The organism is Ensifer meliloti (assembly GCF_030064585.1).
Taxonomy (GTDB): domain Bacteria; phylum Pseudomonadota; class Alphaproteobacteria; order Rhizobiales; family Rhizobiaceae; genus Sinorhizobium; species Sinorhizobium meliloti.
Genome location: NZ_CP120364.1, coordinates 965,028 through 989,825 on the forward strand (window position 1 = coordinate 965,028; position 24,798 = coordinate 989,825).

A 24,798-nucleotide genomic window follows, 5' to 3' on the forward strand; every position below is an offset into this window, starting at 1 on the left:
GCCAGATCCCGGGCGGGATCAAGTGCTCCCCGGAAATATCCGCAGGAGCGTCTCTCTTTGCTCCCAGATCATGACCGCTCCGCTCAGCGCCATGAAGCCGACCACGGTCACGCGGAAATTCAGCTCGCTCATGTTCGTCAGCACCCGCTTGGCGAGCCAGTTGGAGAGAAGCGCTCCCAGCCCGGCGGCGATGCCGAACAACAGCAGCTTGCCTGTCAACGCACCGAGTGCCGCATATGTGCCGAGCTTGGCGAGATGCATGGGTAAGGAGATCGCGGTCTTGGTCCCTACCATCTTTTCCTTGGTGATGTCGGCATTGAGATAGAGCGTGTTCAGGATCGGCCCGATGGCTCCGATCAGGCCGGAAAGAAAGCTGACGACGAACTGTGCCGGGAAAAACCACCAGGTAGCTACCGCAAAGGTCCTTTCCCGCCGGCCGAAGCCGTATTGGAATATTGTCGAGATCAGGAACAGGACGACGACGATCTGAAGCCATTCCGCCGAGGTGTTGGAGAAGGCGGCGGCGCCGAGGACGCCGCCGAGCGCCGCGCCGGGGAGAGCCGCGGAAACGTCGTCCGCGAACCTACCGATTAGGTGTCCGCGCGCGGCTCCCGGGCAGCCTACCCGAGTTCTATGTAATCCGGATAACGCGCCGCGATGTCGTCGATCATCGACAACGTGCCGGAGAGGTGGGTCTTCATCGCTTGCGCTGCCTCGACCGGCGCACCCTTTTCGATCCCTTCGATGATCATGTCGTGGGTGTCCACCACACGTTTGGTGCCGACATTGACGAGATTGAGGCGCCGCAGACGATCGATATGGCCGCTGTGGCGGCGGATGATCGGCCAGATGTGCTCCAGCCCCGCTTCCTCGAAGATGATGAAGTGAAACGCACGGTCGGCCGCGAGAAACTCCGCATGTTCCTTCGAAGCGAGGGCTTTCAGCTTGGTGTTCGCCACTCGCAGCCGGTCTGCGATCTGTCCCCTGTTGGCCTTTTCCGCCAGATTGAAGACGGCTTCCTGCTCGACCGCACGGCGCATGAGGTGGGTCTGGCGGGCCAGATTGATATCGATTTTGGAGACCAGCGTCGCATATTGCGGGTAGACGGTGACGAGGCCCTCCTCCTCCAGGCGCATCAGCGCGTCACGCACCGGCGTCTGGCTGAGACCGAACTGTTTCTGCAGTTCGACACGCGAGAGCGCCGTACCGGGGGCGAGGTCGAGCGCGAGGATCCTCTCGCGAAGATATTCCACGATTTGCGGCGCGATCTGCCGGGTGCGGTCAAGGCCGCTGCGATGTTTGGCAGCCGGAGCTTCCGATGTCAAAAATCCAATCCTCCAGGACGGTTCCCGATCCTGTAATAATGCATTAATGTGTTAGTGTGAAGTGGATCTCGCCGGCCGGCCTCCCCGGCAGGACAGGAAGGATCGCCGTGCCCGAGAAGTCGCCCATCCTCGAAAGCCTAGCCGAAGCCCGCCCGTCGAGCTATGCCGATCAGGTCTACGGGCGCATCCTGCACGACATATTGAACGGCATCTTTCAACCGGGCGCACGTCTGCCGACGGAGAACGAACTCGCCGAACGCTTCGGCGTCTCGCGGCCGGTCGTCCGCGAGGCGCTTGCGCGCCTGCGGGTCGACGGCCTCGTGGAAGCGCGGCGCGGCAGCGGCACCTATGTCTTGAGCAGGCCCTCGCAAGATCTGCCGAACCTGGCCGACCTGGAGGATATTTCGCGCTTCCTGCGCTATCAGGAGCTTCGTTTCTACGTGGAAGGCCAGGCGGCAGCACTGGCAGCGGAGCGGCGCACGGAAAAGCAGCTTGCCGCCATTATCGAGGCCCATGAGGCCTTCGCCCATGAGGTCGGCCGCGGGGCCTTCCTGCCGGAAAGCGACAGGTGTTTCCATCTTGCGATCTGCGAGGGGACGGGAAACGAGTTTTTCGCCAAGGCGCTGGAGGGCCCGGAGGTTTCGCTGACCAGCTTCATGAACGTTTCGCTTGCCCTCACCCGGTCCGGATCGCAGGCACGTGCCCGCCGGGTCATTGCCGAACATGCCGAGATCGTCGAAGCGATCCGCACGAAAGATGCCGTATGGGCGCGGGTGGCGATGGAAACGCACATCATCAACGCGCGCCGAAGGATGACGGACGGTACAATCGACTCCTGATAGGTAAATATATTTTACAAATCGTTGGCCATGTTGTAATGAAAACCGACTTATGGAGGAGGTTCTCATGCAAACTCGACTTGGTGCCCGTGATTACGCAGCTTCGGTGGTGGCGGTCCCGCCCATCGCGCTGAATGCGGATCTGACGGTGAACGCCGACGCCAACGCGGCGATCATTCGTCATATCGAGGCAGGCGGGGTGCGCATTCTCCTCTATGGCGGAAATGCCAACCTCTATCATTTCGGCCTGGACGACTATCGCGCGGGCATGGAGGCGGTGATCGCGGCTGCTGCGCCGCAGACCGGTCTCATAACGTCGATCGGTCCGGATTTCGGCAAGGCCATGGCGCAGGCGCCGATCGCCCGCGACCTGGGTTTCAAGAACGTGATGCTGCTCCCGACCCAATTCCCGGCAGATCCCGCCGGTGTCGCCAATGGCGTGCGCCGCCTCGCGGCGATTCTCGGCCATGGCCTCGTGCTCTATCTGAAGCGGGAGAATTATGTCGATCCGGACGAGCTTGCCCGCCTCGTCTCCGAAGGCGCCGTCGATTTCGTCAAATATGCGGTGGAGCGGGCCGATCCGGCGCAGGACGCCTATCTCGATGCCGTCATAGGGGCGATCGGAAAAGACCGGATGGCGAGCGGCATGGGCGAAACGCCGATCCACGATCATCTCGGCCGCCGCGCACTGACGACCTATACTTCGGGCGCGGTCTGCATTGCCCCTTCGGCCGCGATGGAGCTCCTTACGCTCTACAAGGCCGGGCGCGGCGCCGAGGCATTGGAGCTCAGCCAGCCGTTTCTGGAGTTCGAGAGAGTTCGCACGGACCTTGGCGGCTTGCAGGTGCTTCATGACGGCATGCGGCTGGCGGGGATCGCCGACACGGGCCGGCTGATGCCCATGATCTCCAATCTGAGTGCTGCGAAGCTTGGCCCCGTCGGCGCCGCGGTGGAGGCCTTGAAGGCGGCGGAAGCCGCCTGCCTGAGGCGCTCCGGAAAGGCAGCGGCGGCGGCTTCAGCCTGAGTTGACACTTTTGTGTGGACACACTAATACATTAGTGCGCTAGTGCGGATGCGGTGCCGGAGGACTACGAGGCCGAAAACGGCCCGCCGCAACGTCCTGGTCTTTACCGAGGAGGAGAAAGAAATGACCATCCGCTATTGTACCTGCGCCGTGGCGCTCTTGACCGCGACGCTCTTTTCCGGCGTCGCGATGGCCGCCGAAGGCGAGGTGAAGATCGTATTGCCGGAGCAGCCGGCCAACCTCGATCCCTGTCGCTCCATCAGGTCGGATATCGGCCGCATCATCAATTCCAACATTACCGAGACCCTGACCGTCATCGACACGGAGAAGGGCACCGTCGGCCCCTGGCTTGCTGAAAAATGGGAGCAGGTGGACGATCTGACCTGGCGTGTGCATCTCAAGAGCGGCGTCAAGTTTCAGGACGGCGCGGCGTTCGATGCCGAAGCGGTGGTCAAGTCCATCAACCGCCTGATGAACCCCGGCCTCACCTGCGACAGCCGCTCGAAATTCGGCGACGTCAAGCTGACGCCGAAGGCGGTCGATGCGCAGACGGTGGAGATCTCCTCCGACAGCCCGGTGCCGATCATGCCGACGCTGCTCGGCACCGTGCAGATCGTCTCCCCCAACATGCCGTTCGACAAGGAAAGCAACGATCCCGTCGGCACGGGACCCTATGTGGTCGAAAGCAAGTCCAACGAGCAGATCGTCCTGAAGCGTCACGATGCTTACTGGGGCGCCAAGCCGGACGTCACGCGCGCAACCTATGTCTGGCGCAGCGAGTCGGCCATCCGGGCGGCCATGGTCGAATCCGGCGAAGCGGACATGACCCCATCCATCGCCGTGCAGGACGCCACCAATGCCGAGTCTGACTTTGCCTATCTGAACTCCGAGACGACCCGCATGCGCATCGATGCGCAGATCCCGCCGCTCGATGATGTCCGCATCCGCAAGGCGCTCAACATGGCTATCGACTGGGACGGCATGGGCGAAGCGCTGTTCGGCAAGGACGTCCTGCGGGCCTCGCAAATGGTCGTTCCGGGCGTGCGCGGCCACAATCCCGATATCAAGCCATGGACCTACAATCCCGAAGAGGCGATGAAGCTGGTCGAGGAAGCCAAGGCCGCAGGCGCTCCGGTCGACAAGGAGATCGTGCTGATCGGGCGCAACGGCTTCTTCCCGAACTCGGCCGAAAGCCTCGAAGCGATGCGATCCATGTGGCAGGAGATCGGGCTCAACGTCTCGATACGCCAGCTCGAAGCGGCCGACTGGGTGCGCTATCTCGACAAGCCCTTCCCGGAGGGACGCGGGCCGACGCTTTTCCAGCAGCAGCACGACAACAATACGGGCGACGCCGGGTTTACCGCTCCGGTCATGTATCTGAGCGAGGGACAATATTCGACGATCGCCGATCCCGACCTCGACGTCGTGTTGAAGAAAGCCATGGCCGCGACCGGCGACGAGCGTGAAAAGCTGTTTCAGGAGGTCTTCGCGAAGGTGCACGACGAGATCGTCGCAGACGTGCCGATGTACCACATGATCGGCTATGTCCGCGTCGGCTCGCGCCTCGACTGGAAGCCGGATCTCAAGACGAACAGCGAGATCGCGCTCTCCGAGATCCATTTCAAGGACTGACGAACCCGACCTGCCGCCGCGGCGTGTCTCACGTCGCGGCGCCCTCCTTGATTACGGTGGAAAGGAAACGCCGTGTTCGCTTTCATTCTCAGACGCGCCGGCCAGAGCCTGATCGCGGTGATCGGGCTTCTGGTGCTCGTCTTCTTCCTCTCGAGGCTTACCGGCGATCCGGCCTATCTCTATCTGCCGCTCGATTCTTCCGAAGCGCAGCGTCAGGCCTTCTCGGAGGCGCACGGCTTCAACGATCCTCTTGTCGTGCAATTCGGCCGTTACCTTGTCGATCTCGCCCGATTCGATTTCGGGGACGCGCTGAGCCGCAACCGGCCGGCCATGGAAGTCGCGCTCGAGGCCTTTCCGCAAACGCTGAAGCTCGCCGTGATCGCGATCGTTCTTTCTCTCTGTCTCGCCGTCGTCGTCGGGTCGCTTGCCGCGGCACGCCCGAACAGCCTGTTCGACAAGATCGCGAGCACCGCGTCGCTTGCGGGCGCCAGCGCCCCGGATTTCTGGGTTGCGATCGTGGCGATCCTTGTCTTCTCCGTCGGACTGGGCCTGCTTCCGACCTCCGGGACGGGAACGGCGCTGCATTGGATCATGCCGATCTTCGTTCTGACCCTCAGACCCTTCGGCCTGCTGGTCCAGGTCGTTCGCGGCACGATGATGGGTGCGCTTGCCTCGCCCTATGTGAAGACGGCGCGGGCCAAGGGCGTGAACCGGTCCCGGATCGTCTTCCGCCACGCCCTGCGCAACTCGCTGCTCCCGGTCATCACCGTCGCCGGCGACCTTGCCGCAAGCCTCGTCAACGGCGCCGTCGTCGTGGAAACCATCTTCGGCTGGCCGGGGATCGGCAAGCTCATGATCGACGCGATCGTGCGGCGCGACTTCGCGCTCATCCAGGCGACGGTGCTGGTGACGGCGATTGCCATTTTCGTTCTGAACATCGCGATAGACCTCGTCTATGCGCGGCTCGATCCACGCATAAGGTTTGAAACGAGATGAGCGCGACGGCCATGACGACTTCCGCCGATACCCCCGAGACGAAAGTCTCGCGTTTTCAGATACTGCGCCTCATCAGCCGGGACTGGCTGGCGCTCGCCGCCGTGATCTTCCTGCTGCTCGTGGTCGCGTGCGCCGTCTTCGGTCCGTGGCTGATGGGCGACCTCATCGACAAACCCAATTTCCGCGCCCGGAACATGGCGCCGTTCAGCCTGTCCCAGGGTTGGACTTACGTGCTCGGCGCCGACACGCTCGGCCGCAGCCTGCTCGCGCGGCTCGTGGTGGGTGCGCAGGCCACGATCGGCATCGCGTTCTTTGCGGTGTTCTGCTCGGTCGTGATCGGCGGCATGCTCGGCTTGATTGCCGGCTATTCGCGAGGCGCCGCCGGCACGATGATCATGCGCGGTGCTGACATCGTGATGAGCTTTCCTTCGCTGCTTTTGGCGCTGATCGTCCTCTTCAGCCTTGGCCCTTCCGTCACCAATCTGATACTGGTGCTCGCAATCACCCGCGTGCCGATCTATCTGCGCACAACGCGTGCGGAAGTGCTTGAGGTGAGAGAGCGGATGTTCGTCAGCGCCGCCGTCGCGCTCGGCGCCAACCACACGCGCATCCTTTTCCGTCACATCGCGCCGATCGTGCTGCCGACGCTGGTCACGATCGGCGCCATCGACTTCGCAACCGTTGTTCTTGCCGAGTCGTCGCTGAGCTTCCTCGGCCTCGGCATCCAGGCGCCTGAGTTCACCTGGGGCGCCATGGTCGCCACCGGCCGCGGCTATCTCTCGACCGCCTGGTGGATCGCCTTCTGGCCCGGACTCGCGATCCTCTTGACGACGCTTTCGCTCAATATCCTGTCGAGCTGGTGGCGCACCTATGCCGATCCGCAGCAGCGCTGGCGGATCGAACTCGCCCGCTCCAAGAAGGGCATTCCGGAGAAACGCAAATGACCGGCCCACACCTCCTCGAGGTCAAGGATCTGACCGTGGATTTCCTGTCGCTCGGCGGTGCCTTCCGTGCGACGAGCGGGGTCAGCTTTCATGTCGACGCCGGCGAGACGCTCGTGATCCTGGGCGAGTCCGGCTCCGGCAAGTCGGTCAGCGCCAGTGCGGTCATGGGGCTCATCGACACGCCTCCGGGCGATATCTGCGCCGGGACGGTCGCCTATCGCGGACGCGATCTCTCCTCGCTTTCCGAGGGGGAGCGGCGGGACCTCAACGGCCGCAGGATCGCGATGATCTTCCAGGACCCGCTGTCGCATCTGAACCCCGTCTATACGATCGGCTGGCAGCTGGAGGAGGTCTTCACTGTCCACGGAGTGGCGAGCGGCGCCGAGGCTCGGCAGAGGGCGGTCGAGATATTGGGGCGCGTGGGCATCCCGGAGCCGGAGAAGCGCATCGATCAGTATCCGCACCAGTTTTCCGGCGGCCAGCGCCAGCGCATCATGATCGGCATGGCGATCGCGCTCAGGCCGGAAATCCTGATTGCCGACGAGCCGACGACGGCGCTCGACGTGAGCGTGCAGGCGCAGATCCTCGAGCTTTTGAAGAAGCTGCAGGCCGAAGACGGCCTTGCCATCATCATGATCACCCATGACCTCGAGGTGGCCGCGAACATGGCCGACCGGGTGATCGTCATGAAGTCCGGCCGCATCGTGGAGGAGGGGGAAGCCCGCGCCGTCTTCGAAAATCCCGCCCACAGCTATACGCGGACGTTGATCAACGCCCTCCCACATGCCGATGATAGAGCGCCGCCGAGGCCGGCGAGGCCGGCCGGGAAACCGATCCTGGAAGTGAAGAACATCGACAAGTTCTATACGCTCTCGTCCGGGATTTTTGCGAAGCCGGCGCGATTGCATGCGGTCAAGAACCTGAGCTTCGACGTGGCAGCCGGCGAGACGATCGGGATCGTTGGCGAGAGCGGCTCCGGCAAGTCGACCGTCGCACGCGTGCTTCTGGGCCTGAACGAGGCTTCCGGCGGCGAGGCGCTGTTTCACGGACGCGACGTCCTGAAGATGGACCGCAAGCAACTGCTGGCCTTCCGCCGGAAGGTGCAGATGGTGTTCCAGGACCCCTATAGTTCGATGAACCCGCGCATGACGGTGTTCGACATCGTCTCGGAGCCGTGGCGCATCCACAAGGACATTCTGGAGAAGACGCGCTGGCGCGACCGTGTCACCGAATTGCTGGGGCTCGTCGGCCTGAACCCCGAGCACGCCAAACGCTATCCGCACCAGTTCTCAGGGGGCCAGCGGCAGCGCATCGCCATTGCCCGGGCGCTTGCCTGCGATCCGGAGCTCGTCGTCTGCGACGAGGCCGTCTCGGCGCTCGACGTCTCGGTGCAGGTGCAGGTCATCGATCTTCTGGCGGAATTGCGTGACCGGCTGGGCCTCGCCTACATCTTCATAACCCATGATCTGCCGATCGTTCGTCACTTTGCCGATCGCATCATCGTCATGAAGAGCGGCGAGATCGTCGAGCATGCGACGACGGAAGAGATCTTCCGCAATCCGCAACATGCCTATACGCGCCAGCTCATCAATGCGGCTCCGAAGCCGAAGTGGCAGACAGCCGCCGACGCGGCATGAAGAAGATCGCCCTGCCTGCTGTCGTCGCAGGAGCCCTGTTGATGGGGGCAAATTCCCTGGTCGCGGCAATGGACGGCGTGGTCGTGCGCTTCGTGGCCGGGGAGGTCCACCCGATCGGCATCGTCTTCTTCCGTAACCTTGCCAGCCTGATCGCGCTCTATCTGCTGCTGCGCCGCCGCGGCTTTCCGCTCGGCATCGCGCAATCCAGCGCCCGGGCGATGCATTTCTCCGTCCATGCGATCAGGGCCGTCATCAAGCTTCTTGCGCTCGTCGCGGCCTTCATTGCCGTCACCGAGATACCTTTGGCCTCCGCGACCGCGATCGCCTTCACCATGCCTCTCTTCGTCGCGCTCGGGTCGGTACTTTTCCTCGGTGAGCGGTTCTCGGCCGCCCGGGTCCTCAGCCTCGTTGCCGGCTTCGCCGGTATTCTGATCGTCGTCAGGCCGGGCGCCGCAACCTTCCAGTCAGGCGCGGCCTGGGCGCTGGCGTCAGCGGTCGGCCTCGCCATCGTCGCGCTGTTGATGAAGGTTTCGGCCGAACGCGAGGACCCGCTCAGCATCGCCTGGCTGAACCTGCTCGTGACGGTACCCGTGGCTTTCGTCATGGCTCTGCCTTTCTGGCAGACGCCTTCGCTGTTCAGCCTCGCGCTGATGACGCTGCAGGGCATCGGCGGCCTTTTCGCCCAGCTATCCTTCGCGAGGGCAATGAAGCTCGCCGACGCTTCGCTGCTGGTTATCGTGGATTTCATCCGGCTGCCGATCGCCCTCATCCTTGGCCTCGTGCTCTTCGGCGAGCCGATCCGGCTGGAGGTCGTGATCGGCGGAGCGATCATCCTCGGGGCGATCGCGTTGCTCTTTCACCGCGAGGGGAGGAGGCGAGGATAGGGGCGGGGCCGCGAGCGCGCAACGCAAGGAACGAATGCCCCTCCCCAACCCCTCCCCACAGGTGGGAGGGGCTAACCGGCCGTGGCCTCGTCGCCTCTCTGACCGTCGCGACAGTCTCAAGGTTCTGGGGAATGGCAATCGGGTGCAACGGGCGCCAGAGCCCCTCCCACCTGTGGGGAGGGGTTGGGGAGGGGTTTTTGCGAACGATTACCCGTTTCGGCTCTCGAAATGCTCCACCAATGCGGCGACCATGCTGTCGCCCATCTGTTGCCGCGTCTCGCGCGTACCGCTGCCCATGTGCGGGGACAGGACGACGCGCGGATCGGTGCGGAGCGCTTCCGGGACGAAAGGCTCCTTCTCGAAGACGTCGAGGGCCGCGCCGGCGATCCCGTTTCCGGCCAGCGCCGTGATGAGCGCCTGTTCGTCGACGATCGTGCCGCGCGAGACGTTCACCAGATAGCCTTCCGGGCCAAGGCTCGCGAGCACGGCGGCATTGACGAGGCCGATCGTCTCGGGACTCGCAGAACAGGTGACGATCAGGAGATCGGCCCAGGCCGCGAGCGCCTCGATGCCGTCGAAATACGGAAGGTCGACAGGCTTGCGTCTCGGGCCGTAATAGGCGGTTGGCGCTCCCATCACGCTCAGCCGGGCGGCGACCGCCGAGCCGATATGTCCAAGCCCGACGATCCCCGTCTTCAGCGATCTCAGCGAGCGGCCGAGCGGGAAGGCGCTCCCGCCCCACTTGCCCTCGCGCACGAAATCGTGGCCGCGCATGAGGCCGCGCGTGGCCGAAATGCTCAGTGCAAGCGCAAGATCGGCGACATCCTCGGCAAGGATCTTCGACGTGTTGCGGACGACGACGCCACGGGCATGCGCGGTCTCGACATCGATGCCGTCGAGACCGGCGCTGTAGCTGGAGATGATCTCCAGCGCCGGCAGGCGGTCGAGCATGGCCGCATCGATATGGGCGTGCCTGACGGCGATGCCGCGAATCCGTGCTCCGTATTCGGCAAGAAACGGCCCGATCGCCGAGGCATCCTTCGGCAGCCGGACGGTATTGAAGGTTTCCTTCAGTTCCAGATCGGTCTTTTCCGGCAGTTCGGCGGCCTGAAGGATGGTTATGTCCCGGAGCATCGTCATGCCTAGCGTCCCTTGGTCCGGCGCCAGGCTGCGAATTCCGTCTTCGTCTCATCCTTGGTGGCGGGATAGAGGCCGATGATGGAGCGGCCCTTCAGGACTTCCTCGGTGACGAAGTCTTCGAAGGCCGTCATCTCGACGGCTTCGGCGGCGATCTCGTCGGCAAGATGCGCGGGGACGACGACCACGCCTTCGCGATCTCCGACGACGACGTCTCCCGGCCAGACGGCGACGTCGCCGCAGCCGACCGGAACGTTGATGTCGAGCGCCTGGTGCAGCGTCAGGTTCGTCGGCGCGGAAGGACGGCTGTGATAGGCGGGGATGTCGAGCTCGCCGATTTCCGGGCTGTCCCGGAAACCGCCGTCGGTGACGACGCCGGCGACGCCGCGCACCATCAGCCGCGAAACCAGGATCGAACCCGCGGAAGCCGCCCGCGGATCCTTCCGGCTATCCATCACCATGACGAAACCGGGTGGGCACTTCTCCACGGCCGCGCGCTGCGGGTGTTCGGGATTTTGAAAGGCGGAAAGCTGGTTCAGGTCTTCTCGAGCCGGGATGTATCGAAGGGTAAAGGCCTGGCCGACCATGTTCTTCGCCTTCGGCGCGACCGGACGAACGTCCTGGATGAACTGGTTGCGCAGGCCGCGCTTGAAGAGGGCGGTGCACAAGGTGGCGCAGCTTACGCCTTCGAATTTCCTGCGTGTCTCGTCGGACAGAACATAGGTGGTCATGTTTCCTCCCTGGGAAGTTCGTGAAATCAGAAAATGTCGGGCTCGCCCACGGCTGTTCCGAAGGCGGTTTCGAGAAAGTCGAAGTCGCAGCCTTCATTGGCCTGCTTGATGTGCTTCGAGAACATCCAGCCATAGCCTCGTTCGTATTTGTCGGCGGGGCGCGTCCATGCGGCCCGCCGCATCGCCAATATCTCCTCGTCGACCAGCATGTCGATCGTCCGGTTCGGCACGTCGACGCGGATGATGTCTCCGGTCCTGACGAGCGAAAGGGGCCCGCCGACATGGGACTCCGGCGCCACGTGCAGGATGCAGGCGCCGTAGCTCGTCCCGCTCATGCGGGCGTCGGAGATGCGCAGCATATCGCGATAGCCCTGCTTCAGGATCTTTTTCGGGATCGGCAGCATACCCCATTCCGGCATGCCGGGCCCGCCCTTGGGCCCCGCATTTCTGAGGATGAGCACGTGGTCGGGCGTGACGTCGAGATCCTCGTCGTCGATGGCGGCCTTCATCTCCGGATAGCTGTCGAAGACGAGCGCCGGCCCCTCATGGACCCGCAGCCGCTCCTCGCAGGCGGACGGCTTCACGACGCAGCCATCCGGCGCCAGATTGCCCTTCAGGACGGCCAGCGAGCCTTCATGATAGATCGGGTTGGAAAGCGGCCGGATGACGTCGGAATTGTGCACCTCCGCCCCTTCGAGCGTCGCCCCCAACGGAAATCCGCTCACCGTCATCGCGTCGAGATGCAACAGCTCCTTCATCTCCGCCATCAGCGCGCGCAGGCCGCCGGCATAATAGAAATCCTCCATGAGGTACTGCTTGCCGGAAGGCCTGATATTGGCGATGACGGGCGTCGTGCGGCTGATCCTGTCGAGATCTTCGAGCGTCAGCGGCACCCCGGCCCGTCGCGCCATGGCGATGAGATGCACCACGGCATTGGTCGAACAGCCGGTCGCCATTGCTACGGCACTCGCATTTGCGACCGACTTCTCGGTGATGATCTTCTCAGGTCCCAGCTTCTCGTGAACCATCTCGACGATCCGCCTGCCGCATCGCGTGCTCATACGGATGTGGTTGGCGTCGGCTGCGGGGATCGAGCTGGCGCCGGGAAGCGTCAAACCGAGCGACTCGGCGATCGCCGTCATCGTGCTTGCCGTTCCGAAGGTCATGCAATGGCCGTAGGAGCGGGCGATCCCCTCCTCCACGCCGATCCATTGCTCATCCGTTATCGTTCCCGCGCGGCGCTCGTCCCAATACTTCCATGCATCCGAGCCGGAGCCGAGATGCTCGCCCTTGTAGTGCCCGCGCAGCATCGGGCCGGCCGGCAGGAAGATCATCGGGAGGCCGGCGCTGATCGCACCCATGACGAGGGCAGGCGTGGTCTTGTCGCACCCGCCCATCAGTACGGCCCCGTCGATCGGGTGGCCGCGCAGCAATTCCTCCGCCTCCATGGCCAGGAAGTTTCGATAGAGCATCGTCGTCGGCTTGAGCGAGCTTTCCGAGAGCGACTGCACCGGCAGTTCGACGGGAAACCCGCCGGCCTGCAGCACGCCGCGTTTCACGTCGTCGATCCGGTGCTTGAAATGAGCGTGGCACGGATTGAGATCCGACCATGTGTTCAGGATGGCGATGATCGGCTTCTCGCCCCAGTCCTTGGCGTCGTAGCCCATCTGCATCAGGCGGGAGCGGTGACCGGAAGAGCGCAGGTCATCGGGGGCAAACCACCGTGCGCTACGAAGTGTGGATGTCATTGGCTTGGATATTCCCGACAGGTGGATCTTCCACGCGGATGTAGCATGGCGGGAAACAGGGTGCAATACACTAATGCATTAGTGTAGATCTGGCGGGCCGGGAGCAGCCTCCAGTGCTCCGGCGACGTTCTAACTCAATGCGTCGTCAGCACCTTCACTCCGCCCCTCCGCTCCAGGACGTCGACCACGACCTGGGATCTCGACCGTCTCAGGGCTATGTCGACCATGCCCGAACCGACCCGCAGCCGTTTCAGCACGACCTCGTCCAGGAAGGGCGGGAGCGTCGGCTCGTTCAGGGTGACATGCATCCTGCCGGCATCGAAGCCGAGTCCGATCATCGACTGGAGCAGATAGAGGGGGGCAGCCGCCGCCCAGGCCTGCGGGACGCAGGAAACCGGATAGAAGGTCGGCCCGCGGGCGCGCTGGCGCGCGAAGCCGCAAAATAGCTCCGGCAGACGTCTGAGGTCGGTGTAGGTGGAGGCCGCGAACAGCCCTTCGAAGATGCTCGCCGCCTCGGCTTGAAAGCCGTAGCGCACGAAGCCTGCCGCGATCAGCGCATTGTCGTGCGGCCAGACGGAGCCGTTATGGTAGCTCATCGGATTGTAACGCGCCTCCGAGGCGGCGATCGTGCGCACGCCCCAGCCGCAGAAGGAGGATTGCGCCATCAGCGTCGACACTACCCTGCCGGCGCGCTCCGGCAGGGCGATGCCGGTAAAGAGCGCATGGCCTGCATTGGAGGAGCGGACGCGGCAGGGGTTCTTTTCCCCGTCGAGGGCCAGCGAATAGGTTCCAAGCTCATCGTCGAAAAAGGCCGTGTCGAACCGGATGCGCAGCTCTTCGGCCCGTCGTTCGAGCCTCAGCGCATCCTCGACATGGCCGAGCTTGCGCGACAGCCGCGCGGCCGCCTGCCAGGCGCCGAAGACATAGGCCTGTACCTCGGCGGTCGCGATCGGCCCCGAGGCCAGATTGCCCCCGGCATGGAAGATCGAATCGTGGCTGTCCTTCCAGCACTGGTTCACCAGGCCCTTTGCGGTGCGGCTTCCATATTCGACGAAGCCGTCGCCGTCGCGGTCGCCGAAACGGTCGATCCAGTCAAGCGCCGCCACCACGTTCGGCCAGAGGTTCCGCACGGTATCGAGATCGCCGGTGCGATCGAGATAGGCGCCGGCAAGCATGATGAAGAGAGGGGTCGAGTCGATGCTGCCGTAATAGCGCCGGAAGGGCACCTCGCCGAGTTCCGCCATTTCGCCGTAGCGCATCTCATGCAGGATCTTGCCCGGCTCCGCATCGGCGGCGGGGTCGAAATCGGTCGCCTGGTTGGCGGCAAGATGCCTGAGCACGCCTTTCGCGATTTCCGGGTCCAGCCACAGTGTTTCGAGCGCGGTAATGAGAGCGTCGCGGCCGAAGACGGTGCTGAACCAGGGGATGCCGGCGTAAGGGTAGGGACCTTCGGGTGTCTCCGTAAGCAACATGTAGAGGTCGGTGACGCTGCGTCTCACCGCCTCGTTGAACACGGCGTTGGAGGTCACGACCGCGGCGGCGCGGGAGGCGGAATAGCGCAACGCCCTCCTGGCATCGCGCAACGCCAGAAAGAAGGTGAAGGCCGGAGGGTGCGGATTGTCTTCGAGACTGTTGCAGACGATTTCGATGAATATCGATTGCGCCTGATGCGGTGCGAGCTCGACGACAAAGCTCGCCTCCCGTCCGGTGAGCCTCTGCGGCTCCGGATCGAAGCGGAGCGTCGTGCTGCGGGTCTGGCCGTCGAGGCCGTCATAGGCCAGGACGACCCGGGCGTTGCCGACCAGCGCGCTGTGATGGGTGCCGCGGCGTCGCCTGGGGGTGCCACGCACCTCGAAAAGGTCGGCGAAGTCGGCGGCGAAGGACAATTCGACCTGCAGCCTTCTCGGCACTTCATCGAAGTTTCGGAGGACCAGGCGTTCGTAGCAGGCCTCCTGCCAGAGGAACCGGGTACGCCGCACGTGAATAAGGTCATGCTTCAAGACCTCGCCACCGGGATCGAGCACGAGAGCCGGGTTGGTGAGATCGCAGTCGAGCGTGGCATTGTCGTCCCTGAGCGTGGAACTCAGCAACAGCGACCGGGCGCCGTTCAATGTCAGCACGAACTCCGACAGATGGCGGGTGTCGCGGTGGAAGATCCCCTCCGGATTGGAAGGAGAGGAAAACGCATCGCCGTTGTGGTCGAACACTGCGAAGGTATCGCCGTGTTTCAGCGATCTGGAGCTTCGCTCGTAACGCGAGACCGCTGCGGGTCCCAGGTCGTCCGCAGATGTCACGTCGGGAGCGGCTTCGGCCGGCCCCCCGGAGAGGTTGGTTCCCATCGGATCGGTCTCCGTTGCATAGGAGCAGGGTGAGGGTGGTGCGTGCCGTTTTCCGCCCGCATCCCGCTCTCGCTCCTCGAGTAGATCACGATGCGTTCAGGTCGATCAGAACTCATCCGTGATCCGGTATCAGGCGACCCTGGCAGAGCCGGGGCCGGCACCGCTTTCGTTCGCCGCATGGATCGGCATGACCCTTTGGGCGCCGCCTGCCAGGGCGCGATAGAGATCCAGATAGTCATCTGCCATGCGTCGGGCGGTGAAGCGTCTGTCGAAGGTCGCCCGGACCGTGTGGCGATCGAGCCGGTCGAGATCGTGGACCGCCTTCACGGCCTCCTCCATGCTGTCGACGATGAAGCCGGACACGGCGTGGTCGATCACCTCCGGCACCGCGCCGCAGCGGAAGGCGACCACCGGCGTGCCGCAGGCCATCGCCTCGATCATCACCAGCCCGAATGGTTCGGGCCAATCGATCGGGAAGAGGAGGGCGCGTGCATTTCCGAGGAACTCGCCCTTCTGACATTCGTCGATTTCGCCGATGAATTCGACATTCGGATAGCGCCGGACAAGCGGCTCGATCTCGTTCAGCCAGTAGGCCTCGTCCGCTTTGTCGACCTTGGCGGCGATTTTCAGCGGCATGCCGACCCGGGCAGCGATTTCGATCGCGCGGTCGGGCCGCTTTTCGGGCGAGATGCGGCCAAGGAAGGCGAGATAATCGCCCCTCGGCTGGCCGGTGAAGGGAAGGACGTCAGGAGCCAAACCATGATGGACCGTCGCGACCCAATTGACCGGCGGCATCGGTTTTCGCTGGTCGTCGGAGATCGAAATCAGAGGAACATCCGGGAATGCGGCGTAGAAGGGCTGGAGATCGGGCAGATCGAGGCGGCCGTGCAGCGTCGTCACCGTCTTTCCTGCGAGGCTGCGAACGAGGGGAAAATGCAGGAGATCGATGTGGAAGTGCAGGACGTCGAAGCCGTTGGCCTGCCGGCGCACTTCCTCCAGCATCAGCATGTGATAGGGGATAGGATCCTGAACCGCAGGGTTCAATCTCAGCGCCATATCCGAGCAGGGGATGAGCCTTGCCGAGGTCATCGAGTCGCCGCTCGCGAAGAGCGTGACCTCATGGCCCTGCCGGACGAGCTCTTCCGTCAGGTGGTGAACGACGCGCTCGGTTCCGCCGTAGAGCTTCGGCGGGACACGTTCGAACAGCGGTGCGATCTGGGCTATCTTCATGAACGACGCTCCTTTGGATCGGGATGTCATGAAGCGTTGTGAGCCTCCATTGTGAACCTCCGGGGCCGGACAACATCTATGATCTAGTCGATGCGCCGTCCTCTTCAAGAGCAACGGCGAAGCGACGCGACCGGATGATCACGGATCTGTTCTTTATGGAGGTGGGGGCTCAGGCCGCTCTTGCCGCCTCCACGAAAGCCGCGATCTTGTCGATATCCTTGCGAAAGCCGCCTCCGGGAAGCGGCTGGTTCGTGTGGGTGAGGGAATCGACCGCCCAGGGGCGGACGGCTTCGATGGCCGCCTGAACGTTTTCCGGCTTGAATATGCTCTTCCTCAACGGTCAGGCCGCTGAACGGCACCTGGCAGATCGGCGCATCGGCGGACGCGCCGGAAGGCTTCGACCTCGGTTATTTCGCCTTCCCGCCTGAGAGGATGCGTTGCGGGCAGCCAAATAGCTACGGCCCTATGTGAAAGAGCGGGCCGGCCAGCGATCTCATGCGGCAGCTACCACCTCGATCTCGACCAACCATTCCGGGACAAGGGTTTCGGCCACGATCGCAGTTGTCGGGATACGACGATTGCCCAAAGCCGCAATGCGGACATTCTGGTTCGCCTCGGCATAAGAGGCATCGCGCAAGTAGCTCGTCAACCGCACAATATTGTCGGTCGTCATGTTTGCTTCGGCGAGGATGCGCCGGATATTGGACCAGATCAGCGATAGCTGTTCTTCCAGGCTGTCTGGAGCCTTCCCTTTGGGATCAAGCCCCATAGTGCCACTGACAAATAGAAACCGTGCCGCGCCGCTCACCTCCATCGCATGCACATAGTCGTCGGTAGCTGGATAGATGCCGTCGCGCGGGTTCCGTGGAATCATCTGCATTCGGAGTGTCCTTTCGTCTGAGTCGGCAAGCATCAAGCCTCGGCGGGCGCATCGGCTAACGCCCGATAAAGGGTCGCACGATGCACACCCAAGAGCCGAGCGACCTCGGCCACCGGCTTTTCCTCGTCTTTGATGAGCTTCCGGGCGTTTTCGATCTGCGCGGCGGACAGGGCAGGGGAGGGACCGAACCGCACGCCTCGCGCCTTCGCCGCGATCCGGCCGGCGCTGGTGCGCTCTACGATCAAGGACCGCTCGAAATCCCCGATCCCGGCGAACGCGGTCGACACCATGTGGCTACGCGCTGCCACGCTTCTAGGCTGTCGAACGCCATGAGGCTCATACCAGCTCGCCAGGGTGTTTCCCCCATGACGACGCTGGCGACACGCGGCGCGGCTAGGATTCGTCGTCGTCATGCTCGATCTCCGTCAAATCCCCGTCCCGCAAAGGTGCTTCGTAGTCTTGGCCGCCGTAATAGACGCCGATGATATTCACGGTGCCGTCCGCTACCTCAAACAGAATCGTCACACGCCGGCGAAACCCAAGCGTTCGCAAGCCTGGCCGAAGATCGTCGCGGCGCGTGCCTCGGTGCGGAAAGGTTTGCAGCTTCCCGCAATAGTCCACGATGGAAATCGACATAGCGCGCCGCCACGGCGGGCGACGCTGCCCCGGAAATATCGACTTCCAGCGTGGCGAGCTGGTCGCGAGCCTCCGGGGTGAAATGAACGGTGTGCGTCACGCCGGGTCAGATCGCTTACGCTTGCTGGCAAGATGCTGGCGTACCTGGTCAACGCTGAGCGCCCGGCTCGGGTTGGCCTTTAGCTTGTCGTAGGCGGCAACGCCTTCCGTGCGCAGCCAGCTTTCAAGGGCCTTGTCGCGCGCCTGCAAGGCGCGCAGCCCGTCGCGGATAACCTCGCTCTCGCTGGCATACTCGCCCGACGAAACCTTCGTCTTGACCATCTGTGCCATTTCATTCGGCAACGTGACGCTGAATTGTTGCGTGCTGCGCATGGGAATCTCCCGTTTCGGATCGTGCTAAGTAGGATTGAACACTACCACATATAGACCGATCGGGAAACGCAGCAAACGGTCGGAGCGATCCTGCCTACATGATTGCACGCAAGCATGATGGCTTGGCAACTATTCCCCCCCCTCACGAACGACCGGGAAATTGTATTTGCGAAAAGCAGGTTCAGCGCCTTGGCCACAAGCCGCTCCTGCGGAATCCGCTAACCCTTGTCGTCGCGCGTTCGAAAGCTGACTTCTTCCAGCGTTTCCCAATAGGCGGGCGGCAATTGGTGGGTTTTGGCTGTCTCGCCAGCCCGCGATAGCGGAATGTAGGTGCCGGCCGGCAGCGGGCTGGCAGCAGGCCGCTTCGGCTCTACCGGCATGTCGGAAGCGGCCGGAGCTGCTGGCGCGGCCGCCGGCTGTTCGGCCGTCTTGATGGCGGTGTCGAGAATGCGCTTACGGAAGAAACGAAGGTGCTCTATGTCGAGGCGCTCGCCGGAGTTGGCGCACGCGCGCGGCATCGTGGTGATCTGCGAATACCTTAGCGTCGCCGGCGGTCTGCCGCCCGCGTGATTTCGGGGTCGACGTCGTCGTCGAGATCGCGACCAAGTTCATCGGCGGACATAATGATGCCGTGGGCGGAGTCATCACCCTCAATCCGGCATCCTGCCGCCGGACTGTCTCGAAGACGGGGAAGTGCCCTAAATCACGAGAGCTTGCGGCTCGCTCCCATGAGAAATTCCTTCATTTTTGCCGCCGCCGGCGAGAGCATCGGTTGGCGGTATTGCAGAATGGAGATGTTGCGGCTGATGACCGGATCGACCAGCTCGACGATCCGAACGTCCACATTGGTCGTGAGCTGGCGGGAGTTTTCCGGAAGGATCGCTATACCCAGGCCTTCCGCCACCATGCTGATCGCCGTCGTCGAGAAACGCACCTCGTATCTCGTCTTGACCTCGACACCGGAGGCGATCAGCGCGCGATCGACGAGCCCGCGCAGGGGATTGTCCTTTGCCAGTCCGATCAGGCCTTCGCCTGCAAGGCTTGCCCAGCTCACCTGCCGCGCCTTTGCGAATCTGTGGTCGGAGCGGCAAATCAAGGTGAGCTGGTCCCGCATCAGCACGCTGGCCTGGATCTCCGGATCGTCGGCGGAAACGGTGCCGATGCCGAGATCCGCCTCGTTCCGCTTCAATGCGGAGCGGATCTCCTCCTCCGGCATGTCCCGCACCTGTACCGATATGTCGGGATAGCGCTTCACGAAGCGCGCGATGACCGGCGGCAGCAAGGTCGCAGCAAGCACGATTGCGGCCGCGATCGTGACCCGGCCGCGCTGCAGGCTCGCCAGTTCGTGAACATTCGCAACCGCGATCTCGAGGTCCGACATGACTTTGCGGGCCTGCGGCAAAAATTCCGCTCCGGCCGTCGTCAGGCTGACCATGCGTGTGTGCCGGTCGAACAGCCGATGCTTGAGGGCAACCTCCAGATCCTTGATCAGGATGCTGATCGCCGACTGCGTAAGTCCGAGGTGATCGGCCGCCAGATGGAAACGCCCGAGTTCGGCCACGGCAATGAAGGCCTGCAACTGGCGAAGTGTCACATTCATCGGTACTTCTCTGTCTCGCGCCAGGCAGCAGCGCTGCTGTTCCCGTTCCGCTTGAGCCAAGTTCCCCTTTTTCGGGCGCAAAAACAATGGATATACCCGCGATCGCCTTAGACCGGTTCCTCAAGCTGCCGATAGCGGAGATTTGCCGGCCATCAGCAGCCCGATCTCTTCCAGACGGCTGCGGTCGGGCGGAATCTCGCCGACGAGGCGGCCTTCATACATGACGAGGATGCGGTCGGAGAGCGTGAGCAATTCCTCGAGCTCCGTGGATATCAGCAGAATGGCCTTGCCGGCGCTGCGCTGCTCGAGAATCTTGTGCATCACCAGCTCGGTCGCTCCGATGTCGATACCGCGCGTAAGCTGATTGATCAGCAGGAAATCGAACCGGCGGTCCAACTCGCGCCCGACGACGAGCTTCTGCTGATTGCCGCCCGACAAATTCCGGATGCGGTCGCCCGGTCCCGACGCCTTGACCTTGAATCGGCGCATGAGATCGCGGGTCTGCCTCGTGATCTCGTTCAGGTCGAGCAATCCACGAGACGAGAAGGGCGGCTTGCCGAACCGCTGAAGGATCACATTCTCCGTCAGTGGCAGCGGCAGCACGATGCCCATCCTGTGGCGGTCCTCGGGGATATGCGCCATAGGCAATTGATTGATCTCGTAGGACGACAGGCCCGCCAGCTGGGTCCCGTCGAGCGTGACGCTGCCGGACGCAACCGGAAGAAGCCCCGTCAGGGCCAGCGCCAGCTCGCTCTGGCCATTGCCGGAGACGCCTGCGATCCCGACAATTTCATTGGCCCTGACCTCGAAAGATACGTCTCGCAGTGCCGGAAGCCCGGCTTCGCCGTCGCAGCTGAGATGCTCGACCGACAGCACGACACGGCCGGGCTCGAGAGGTGCCCGCGGCAAATCCATCAGAACGTCTCTGCCGACCATCATGCGCGCCAGCTCGCGCGCGGTCGTCTCGGACGTTTTCACCGTACGGACGACCTTGGCATCGCGCATGACGCTGACGCGATCACTGACGCGCATCACCTCGTCCAGTTTGTGCGAAATGAAGATGACCGTCTTTCCGTCTGCGACGAGTTGGCGAAGCAGACGCAGGAGACGGTCGGTTTCCTGAGGCGTCAGGACCGCGGTCGGCTCGTCCAGAATCAGCAGTTCGATGCCGTGGTAGAGCACCTTCAAGATCTCGACCCGCTGCCGTTCGCCAACCGACAGGCTGGAGACGAGCGCGTCGGGCGCGACGTCGAGACCGTAGCGGTCGCTGAGCTCCAGAATGCGCGCATGTACCGCCCTCATGTCGCGGATCATGCTGAAGGGCGAGCCCTGTCCCAGCACGTAGTTTTCCGCGACCGTGAGGTTGGGGACCAGCATGAAGTGCTGGTGGACCATGCCGATGCGATGTTTGATGGCTTCGCGGGGGGAGCCTAGCTTGAGTGGCCGTCCCTTGAAGACGATCTGCCCTTCATTGGGCGAGAGAACACCGCAAAGAATGCTCATCAGAACGGTCTTGCCGGCGCCGTTTTCGCCAAGCAGCGCGTGAATCTCGATCTCCTCGACGTCGAGGGTCACGCCCGCGCTGACGATGAGCGGTCCGAATCGTTTATGGATTCCATCCATCAAAAGCAGTTGTTTGCCCGCCATTTCTCCCCCTCAGCTTTTCTTGTAGGCGACGCCGAGCATGCTCGGTGTGTCGACCCGGTTTCGGACAAGTATCAGCGCCGCGATCGTCATGACGTAGGGCAGAGCCTGGAAGAGCTGATAGGGGAGGAAGAGCACCGGCTGCGCCTGCAATTGCAGCTGCAGCGCATAGAACACCCCGAAGAGCAGCGAGACGATGAAGGCGCCGATGGGCGACCATCTCGCAAAGACGACCACGGCAAGGGCGATGAAGCCGCGGCCCGAGGAAATGCCTTCGACGAACTGGTTGGAGTGGGCGAGCGTCAGGAAGGCGCCGCCGAGCGCCGCGAGCGCCGAGCAGATAAGCACCGCGCCGTAGCGGTAGAGCGCTACGCTGCGGCCCGAAACGTCGACAGCCTTGGGATGCTCGCCGACGGCGCGAAGCGTCAGTCCGAACGACGTCCTGTAGAGCACGAAGACGGCAAGCGCGGCCACCGGAAGCGTGCTGTAGACAAAGGCGTTCTGCCGGAAGAACGCTTCGCCGAAGAACGGCAGATCGCTCAGCCACGGCAGATCGACAGGCTTGGCGATTTCGATGCCCTTACCGGCCGAGGAAAAATAGGCGCGGAACAGAAAGGCCGTCAGGCCGAGGCCGAGCAGGTTGATGGCGGCGCCCACCACGATCTGGTCCGCCTTGATCGTGATGGTGAAGAACGCAAACAACAGGCCGACGAGAACACCTGCCGCGACCGCCGCGGCGACACCGAGCAGGATGCTTCCGCTGGTGAAGGCGGCGGCGAAACCCGCAAAGGCACCCGCAAGCATCACGCCTTCGAGGCCGATATTGAGGACACCGGCGCGCTCGGAAAACACTTCGCCGATCGATGCGAACATCAGCGGCGCTGCCAGCCGCCATGAGGCTGCAATGGTCGCGGCGAGAAAGCTCAGGCTAGCTACATCTTCCATGGGTCCACCTATTCGGAAGGGCGCGACGACGGGATCCGCAACACGGCAAATCCCACGACCGAGAGAATGACGATGCCCTGAATCACGAGCACGAGAACCTGAGGCACCTGTGCCGTGATCTGCATGAGCTCGGAGCCGCTTCGCAGAATTGCAAACAAGAGGCCGGAGAAGACCGCTCCGATCGGATTGTTGTTTGCGAGAAGAGCGACCGCGATGCCTTCGAAGCCATAGCCCGGAGAGATCGACTGAAAGAGCCGCCGGGTGACGCCGGCGATCTCGAAGGCCCCTGCGAGCCCGGCCATGCTGCCGCTCAGGCAGATCGACAGCATGATGTTCCTGGGAACGCTGATCCCGGCATAGCGCGCGGCGTCCGGGCTGATGCCGACCACCCTCAGCGCATAGCCCCGGGTGCTGCGGAACAGAAAGATGTACATCACGACGGCCACCGCCAGGGCGACGAGGATGCCGATATGGAGGCGGGTCGGCGGCAGGATGCGCGGCATCCATGCCTCCTGGACCAGCCGGGCCGATTGCGGATAGGCCGCAGCCGCATCCCGCAGCGGGCCGGTCACGAGATAGCTCGTCATGATAATGGCGATGTAATTCAGCATGATCGTCGTCACGATCTCGCTGGCCCGGAAATAGACCTTCAGAAGTCCGGCGATCGCCGCCCATGCCGCACCTGCAAGAGCGCCTGCAATCATGACCAGCGGGACGTAGATCCACGCGGTCAACCCGTCGAAGGAAACGCCGACGGCGGTTGCGGCGATGGCGCCGGCATAGAATTGCCCCTCGGCGCCGATGTTCCAGATGCTGCAGCGGAAGGGGACGCAAAGGCCGACGCCGATCAGGATCAGCGGCGTTGCTTTCAGGAGAATTTCGGCGATCGAGCGGGTGTCCTGGAAGACGCCAAGCACCATCACATCGATCACGGCGCGTGCTTCGTAACCGTTGAAGGCAAGGAGCGCCGCGCCGCATGCGAGAGCCAGAACAACAGCGGCGGCCGGCTGGATAATCGTGCGTAAAGGACCGAGCAGGCCTCGCCAAAGGGCGCCATAGGCCTGGGGGACGACCGCCAGCGGCTGTCCACTTTCACTGTTTGCCATGAGTTTGCTGCCTTCGGATTAGGAAAAGCCTGAAGCTTTCCATCGAACAATCGATCGAAGCGGTTATCGTGGCAGAATGGGGCACACGCCGAACGGCGCCGGACCGGCCCAACCTGTCGGGCAGTGCCCCATCCTTCTCGCGCCTGCGGGCGTTATTTCTGCCGGGTCTTGATTTCTCCGGCGGCGATCTTGCCCTTCACCTCATCGACGTATTTGCGCACGTCCTCCGTCACCGGATTTGCAGCCTGATCATTGTAGGTGAACTTCATGACGTCGGCATCTTTCAGGCCGAACTCGACATTGGTCGTCGGCTTTTTGCCGTTCCTGATGTCTCCGACGATGCGGATGACGCCCCGGGCATAGTCGGCGACGTAAAGCCCGAGGATGTTCTTGGGAGCGACCGAGGTGTAGTCGCTGAAGATGCTGAAGGTCTTGACGTCGGCACCGGATTCCGCGGCGGCCTGGAAACCGCCCACCGTCGCCCCTGAAGCATTCGGCAGCACGAAGTCGGCCCCTTGCGAGATCAGGCTGAGGCTCGCCTCCTTGGTCGCGGTCGCATCGGTGAAGTTGCCGATATAGACCTCGCTGACGGGGAAGTCCGGCGCGACGCTTCGCACACCGTTGGTGAAGCCCTCGAAGGCCTCCTTGATCGGCGGGATCTCCATCCCTCCGACGAGACCCGCCTTCTTGCCCGTCTTGGCCGCGATCACGCCCATCAGGTAGAAGGGCTGGCTCGTATCCGTGTTGAGGCCGATGACATTTCCCTCGAATATATAGCTCGAGGAAATGAGAAAGACCGTATCGGGATATTCCGGCGCGACCTCGAGAGCGGCATCCTGAAACTCGAAGCCGTGCCCGAGAATGACGTTGTAGCCCTGGCTGGCGAAGTCACGGAAGGCTTTCTCGAAGGATGCCGGGTTCTGCTGCAGCTCGACATAGCTGACCTCGGCACCAAGCTCCGCCTCCACGCCCTTGAGTGCGTTGAAGCCTATCCTGTTCCATCCTTCTTCCGAAACACTGCCGGGAACCAGCAGTCCCATCTTGAACGGTGCGCCCTCGGCGAAAGCCGGCCCCGCGGCAATGAGCGCGGCCATTGCGACCGCCGACCCCAAACAGCCTCTTCTGGTAATCATCATGATGCTCCTCCCT

Annotated in this window: 25 protein-coding genes and 1 pseudogene; 7 read left to right on the forward strand and 19 right to left on the reverse strand. The window is 63.1% G+C overall.

The genetic code is table 11. From position 1 onward, the window contains the following. Nucleotides 1-18 precede the first annotated feature (18 nt). Both PZL22_RS04385 and PZL22_RS04390 read right to left on the reverse strand, forming a co-directional pair. The gene (locus PZL22_RS04385; protein WP_284718490.1) at nucleotides 19-591 is read right to left on the reverse strand and encodes a sulfite exporter TauE/SafE family protein; all 573 of its coding nucleotides are present in this window, start codon (nucleotides 589-591) and stop codon (nucleotides 19-21) included. Nucleotides 592-620: 29 nt separating this feature from the next. Then, complete coding sequence (locus tag PZL22_RS04390; RefSeq protein ID WP_003532175.1) at nucleotides 621-1,325, reverse strand: GntR family transcriptional regulator; 705 nt, start codon at nucleotides 1,323-1,325, stop codon at nucleotides 621-623. A 107-nt stretch (nucleotides 1,326-1,432) separates the two neighbouring features. Between PZL22_RS04390 and PZL22_RS04395 the strand changes: the two genes are divergently transcribed. The 7 genes from PZL22_RS04395 to PZL22_RS04425 all read left to right on the forward strand — a co-directional run bounded on the left by PZL22_RS04395 (nucleotide 1,433) and on the right by PZL22_RS04425 (nucleotide 9,281). Beyond that, entirely contained in the window at nucleotides 1,433-2,164 is a 732-nt protein-coding gene (locus PZL22_RS04395; protein WP_284718181.1) for a FadR/GntR family transcriptional regulator, read from the forward strand. 52 nt (nucleotides 2,165-2,216) lie between these two features. Then, a complete protein-coding gene (locus PZL22_RS04400) occupies nucleotides 2,217-3,188 on the forward strand; it encodes a dihydrodipicolinate synthase family protein (RefSeq protein WP_284718182.1) in 972 nt (323 codons plus the stop codon). A 123-nt stretch (nucleotides 3,189-3,311) separates the two neighbouring features. Then, nucleotides 3,312-4,820 carry an ABC transporter substrate-binding protein gene (locus tag PZL22_RS04405; protein WP_284718183.1) on the forward strand — a complete coding sequence of 503 codons (1,509 nt, stop codon included), beginning with the start codon at nucleotides 3,312-3,314 and terminating at the stop codon, nucleotides 4,818-4,820. Nucleotides 4,821-4,892: 72 nt separating this feature from the next. After that, nucleotides 4,893-5,816: an ABC transporter permease gene (locus tag PZL22_RS04410; RefSeq protein ID WP_003532182.1), complete on the forward strand. Its 924-nt coding sequence runs from the start codon at nucleotides 4,893-4,895 to the stop codon at nucleotides 5,814-5,816. Beyond that, the gene (locus PZL22_RS04415) at nucleotides 5,813-6,760 is read left to right on the forward strand and encodes an ABC transporter permease (RefSeq protein WP_003532184.1); all 948 of its coding nucleotides are present in this window, start codon (nucleotides 5,813-5,815) and stop codon (nucleotides 6,758-6,760) included. The genes PZL22_RS04410 and PZL22_RS04415 overlap by 4 nt, the downstream gene beginning before the upstream one ends. Then, entirely contained in the window at nucleotides 6,757-8,397 is a 1,641-nt protein-coding gene (locus tag PZL22_RS04420; protein ID WP_284718184.1) for an ABC transporter ATP-binding protein, read from the forward strand. Before PZL22_RS04415 ends, PZL22_RS04420 begins: the two co-directional genes overlap by 4 nt. After that, nucleotides 8,394-9,281, forward strand: a complete 888-nt coding sequence (locus PZL22_RS04425; RefSeq protein WP_003532187.1) for a DMT family transporter — start codon at nucleotides 8,394-8,396, stop codon at nucleotides 9,279-9,281. The genes PZL22_RS04420 and PZL22_RS04425 overlap by 4 nt, the downstream gene beginning before the upstream one ends. A 207-nt stretch (nucleotides 9,282-9,488) precedes the next feature. Here PZL22_RS04425 and PZL22_RS04430 read toward each other — a convergent pair whose 3' ends face one another. The 17 genes and pseudogenes from PZL22_RS04430 to PZL22_RS04505 form a co-directional block, all read right to left on the reverse strand. After that, nucleotides 9,489-10,421, reverse strand: coding sequence for a 2-hydroxyacid dehydrogenase (locus PZL22_RS04430; RefSeq protein WP_003536807.1), 933 nt, complete (start codon nucleotides 10,419-10,421; stop codon nucleotides 9,489-9,491). Between the two features lie 2 nt (nucleotides 10,422-10,423). Next, nucleotides 10,424-11,149 carry a ribonuclease activity regulator RraA gene (locus tag PZL22_RS04435; protein ID WP_003536805.1) on the reverse strand — a complete coding sequence of 242 codons (726 nt, stop codon included), beginning with the start codon at nucleotides 11,147-11,149 and terminating at the stop codon, nucleotides 10,424-10,426. A 26-nt stretch (nucleotides 11,150-11,175) separates the two neighbouring features. Continuing rightward, a complete protein-coding gene (araD, locus tag PZL22_RS04440) occupies nucleotides 11,176-12,897 on the reverse strand; it encodes an L-arabinonate dehydratase (RefSeq protein ID WP_080573614.1) in 1,722 nt (573 codons plus the stop codon). Nucleotides 12,898-13,031: 134 nt separating this feature from the next. Next, nucleotides 13,032-15,236 carry an amylo-alpha-1,6-glucosidase gene (locus PZL22_RS04445; RefSeq protein ID WP_003536802.1) on the reverse strand — a complete coding sequence of 735 codons (2,205 nt, stop codon included), beginning with the start codon at nucleotides 15,234-15,236 and terminating at the stop codon, nucleotides 13,032-13,034. A gap of 129 nt (nucleotides 15,237-15,365) precedes the next feature. After that, the gene (locus PZL22_RS04450; protein ID WP_127517186.1) at nucleotides 15,366-16,466 is read right to left on the reverse strand and encodes a glycosyltransferase family 4 protein; all 1,101 of its coding nucleotides are present in this window, start codon (nucleotides 16,464-16,466) and stop codon (nucleotides 15,366-15,368) included. A 169-nt stretch (nucleotides 16,467-16,635) separates the two neighbouring features. Then, nucleotides 16,636-16,803 (reverse strand): hypothetical protein, encoded by a 168-nt coding sequence (locus tag PZL22_RS04455; protein ID WP_003536799.1) that lies wholly within the window; start codon nucleotides 16,801-16,803, stop codon nucleotides 16,636-16,638. A gap of 156 nt (nucleotides 16,804-16,959) precedes the next feature. Further along, nucleotides 16,960-17,346: a RidA family protein gene (locus tag PZL22_RS04460; protein ID WP_003536798.1), complete on the reverse strand. Its 387-nt coding sequence runs from the start codon at nucleotides 17,344-17,346 to the stop codon at nucleotides 16,960-16,962. A gap of 32 nt (nucleotides 17,347-17,378) precedes the next feature. Beyond that, nucleotides 17,379-17,591 (reverse strand): helix-turn-helix domain-containing protein, encoded by a 213-nt coding sequence (locus PZL22_RS04465; RefSeq protein ID WP_231198589.1) that lies wholly within the window; start codon nucleotides 17,589-17,591, stop codon nucleotides 17,379-17,381. Beyond that, nucleotides 17,588-17,713 (reverse strand): hypothetical protein, encoded by a 126-nt coding sequence (locus tag PZL22_RS31565; RefSeq protein ID WP_244422812.1) that lies wholly within the window; start codon nucleotides 17,711-17,713, stop codon nucleotides 17,588-17,590. Before PZL22_RS31565 ends, PZL22_RS04465 begins: the two co-directional genes overlap by 4 nt. A gap of 26 nt (nucleotides 17,714-17,739) precedes the next feature. Continuing rightward, nucleotides 17,740-18,082, reverse strand: a pseudogene (locus PZL22_RS04470) (type II toxin-antitoxin system RelE/ParE family toxin). After that, nucleotides 18,079-18,354, reverse strand: a complete 276-nt coding sequence (locus PZL22_RS04475; RefSeq protein WP_003536795.1) for a type II toxin-antitoxin system ParD family antitoxin — start codon at nucleotides 18,352-18,354, stop codon at nucleotides 18,079-18,081. Before PZL22_RS04475 ends, PZL22_RS04470 begins: the two are co-directional and overlap by 4 nt. Before the next feature lie 218 nt (nucleotides 18,355-18,572). Further along, the gene (locus PZL22_RS04480) at nucleotides 18,573-18,872 is read right to left on the reverse strand and encodes a hypothetical protein (protein ID WP_003536794.1); all 300 of its coding nucleotides are present in this window, start codon (nucleotides 18,870-18,872) and stop codon (nucleotides 18,573-18,575) included. Nucleotides 18,873-19,057: 185 nt separating this feature from the next. Next, nucleotides 19,058-19,954, reverse strand: a complete 897-nt coding sequence (locus PZL22_RS04485) for a LysR family transcriptional regulator (protein ID WP_013850166.1) — start codon at nucleotides 19,952-19,954, stop codon at nucleotides 19,058-19,060. A gap of 120 nt (nucleotides 19,955-20,074) precedes the next feature. Then, nucleotides 20,075-21,601 (reverse strand): ABC transporter ATP-binding protein, encoded by a 1,527-nt coding sequence (locus PZL22_RS04490; protein WP_284718185.1) that lies wholly within the window; start codon nucleotides 21,599-21,601, stop codon nucleotides 20,075-20,077. A gap of 9 nt (nucleotides 21,602-21,610) precedes the next feature. After that, the gene (locus tag PZL22_RS04495; RefSeq protein WP_003536791.1) at nucleotides 21,611-22,543 is read right to left on the reverse strand and encodes an ABC transporter permease; all 933 of its coding nucleotides are present in this window, start codon (nucleotides 22,541-22,543) and stop codon (nucleotides 21,611-21,613) included. Nucleotides 22,544-22,551: 8 nt separating this feature from the next. Then, nucleotides 22,552-23,649, reverse strand: coding sequence for an ABC transporter permease (locus PZL22_RS04500; protein WP_284718186.1), 1,098 nt, complete (start codon nucleotides 23,647-23,649; stop codon nucleotides 22,552-22,554). 152 nt (nucleotides 23,650-23,801) lie between these two features. Beyond that, the gene (locus PZL22_RS04505; RefSeq protein ID WP_017273132.1) at nucleotides 23,802-24,785 is read right to left on the reverse strand and encodes a BMP family protein; all 984 of its coding nucleotides are present in this window, start codon (nucleotides 24,783-24,785) and stop codon (nucleotides 23,802-23,804) included. Nucleotides 24,786-24,798: the final 13 nt, after the last annotated feature.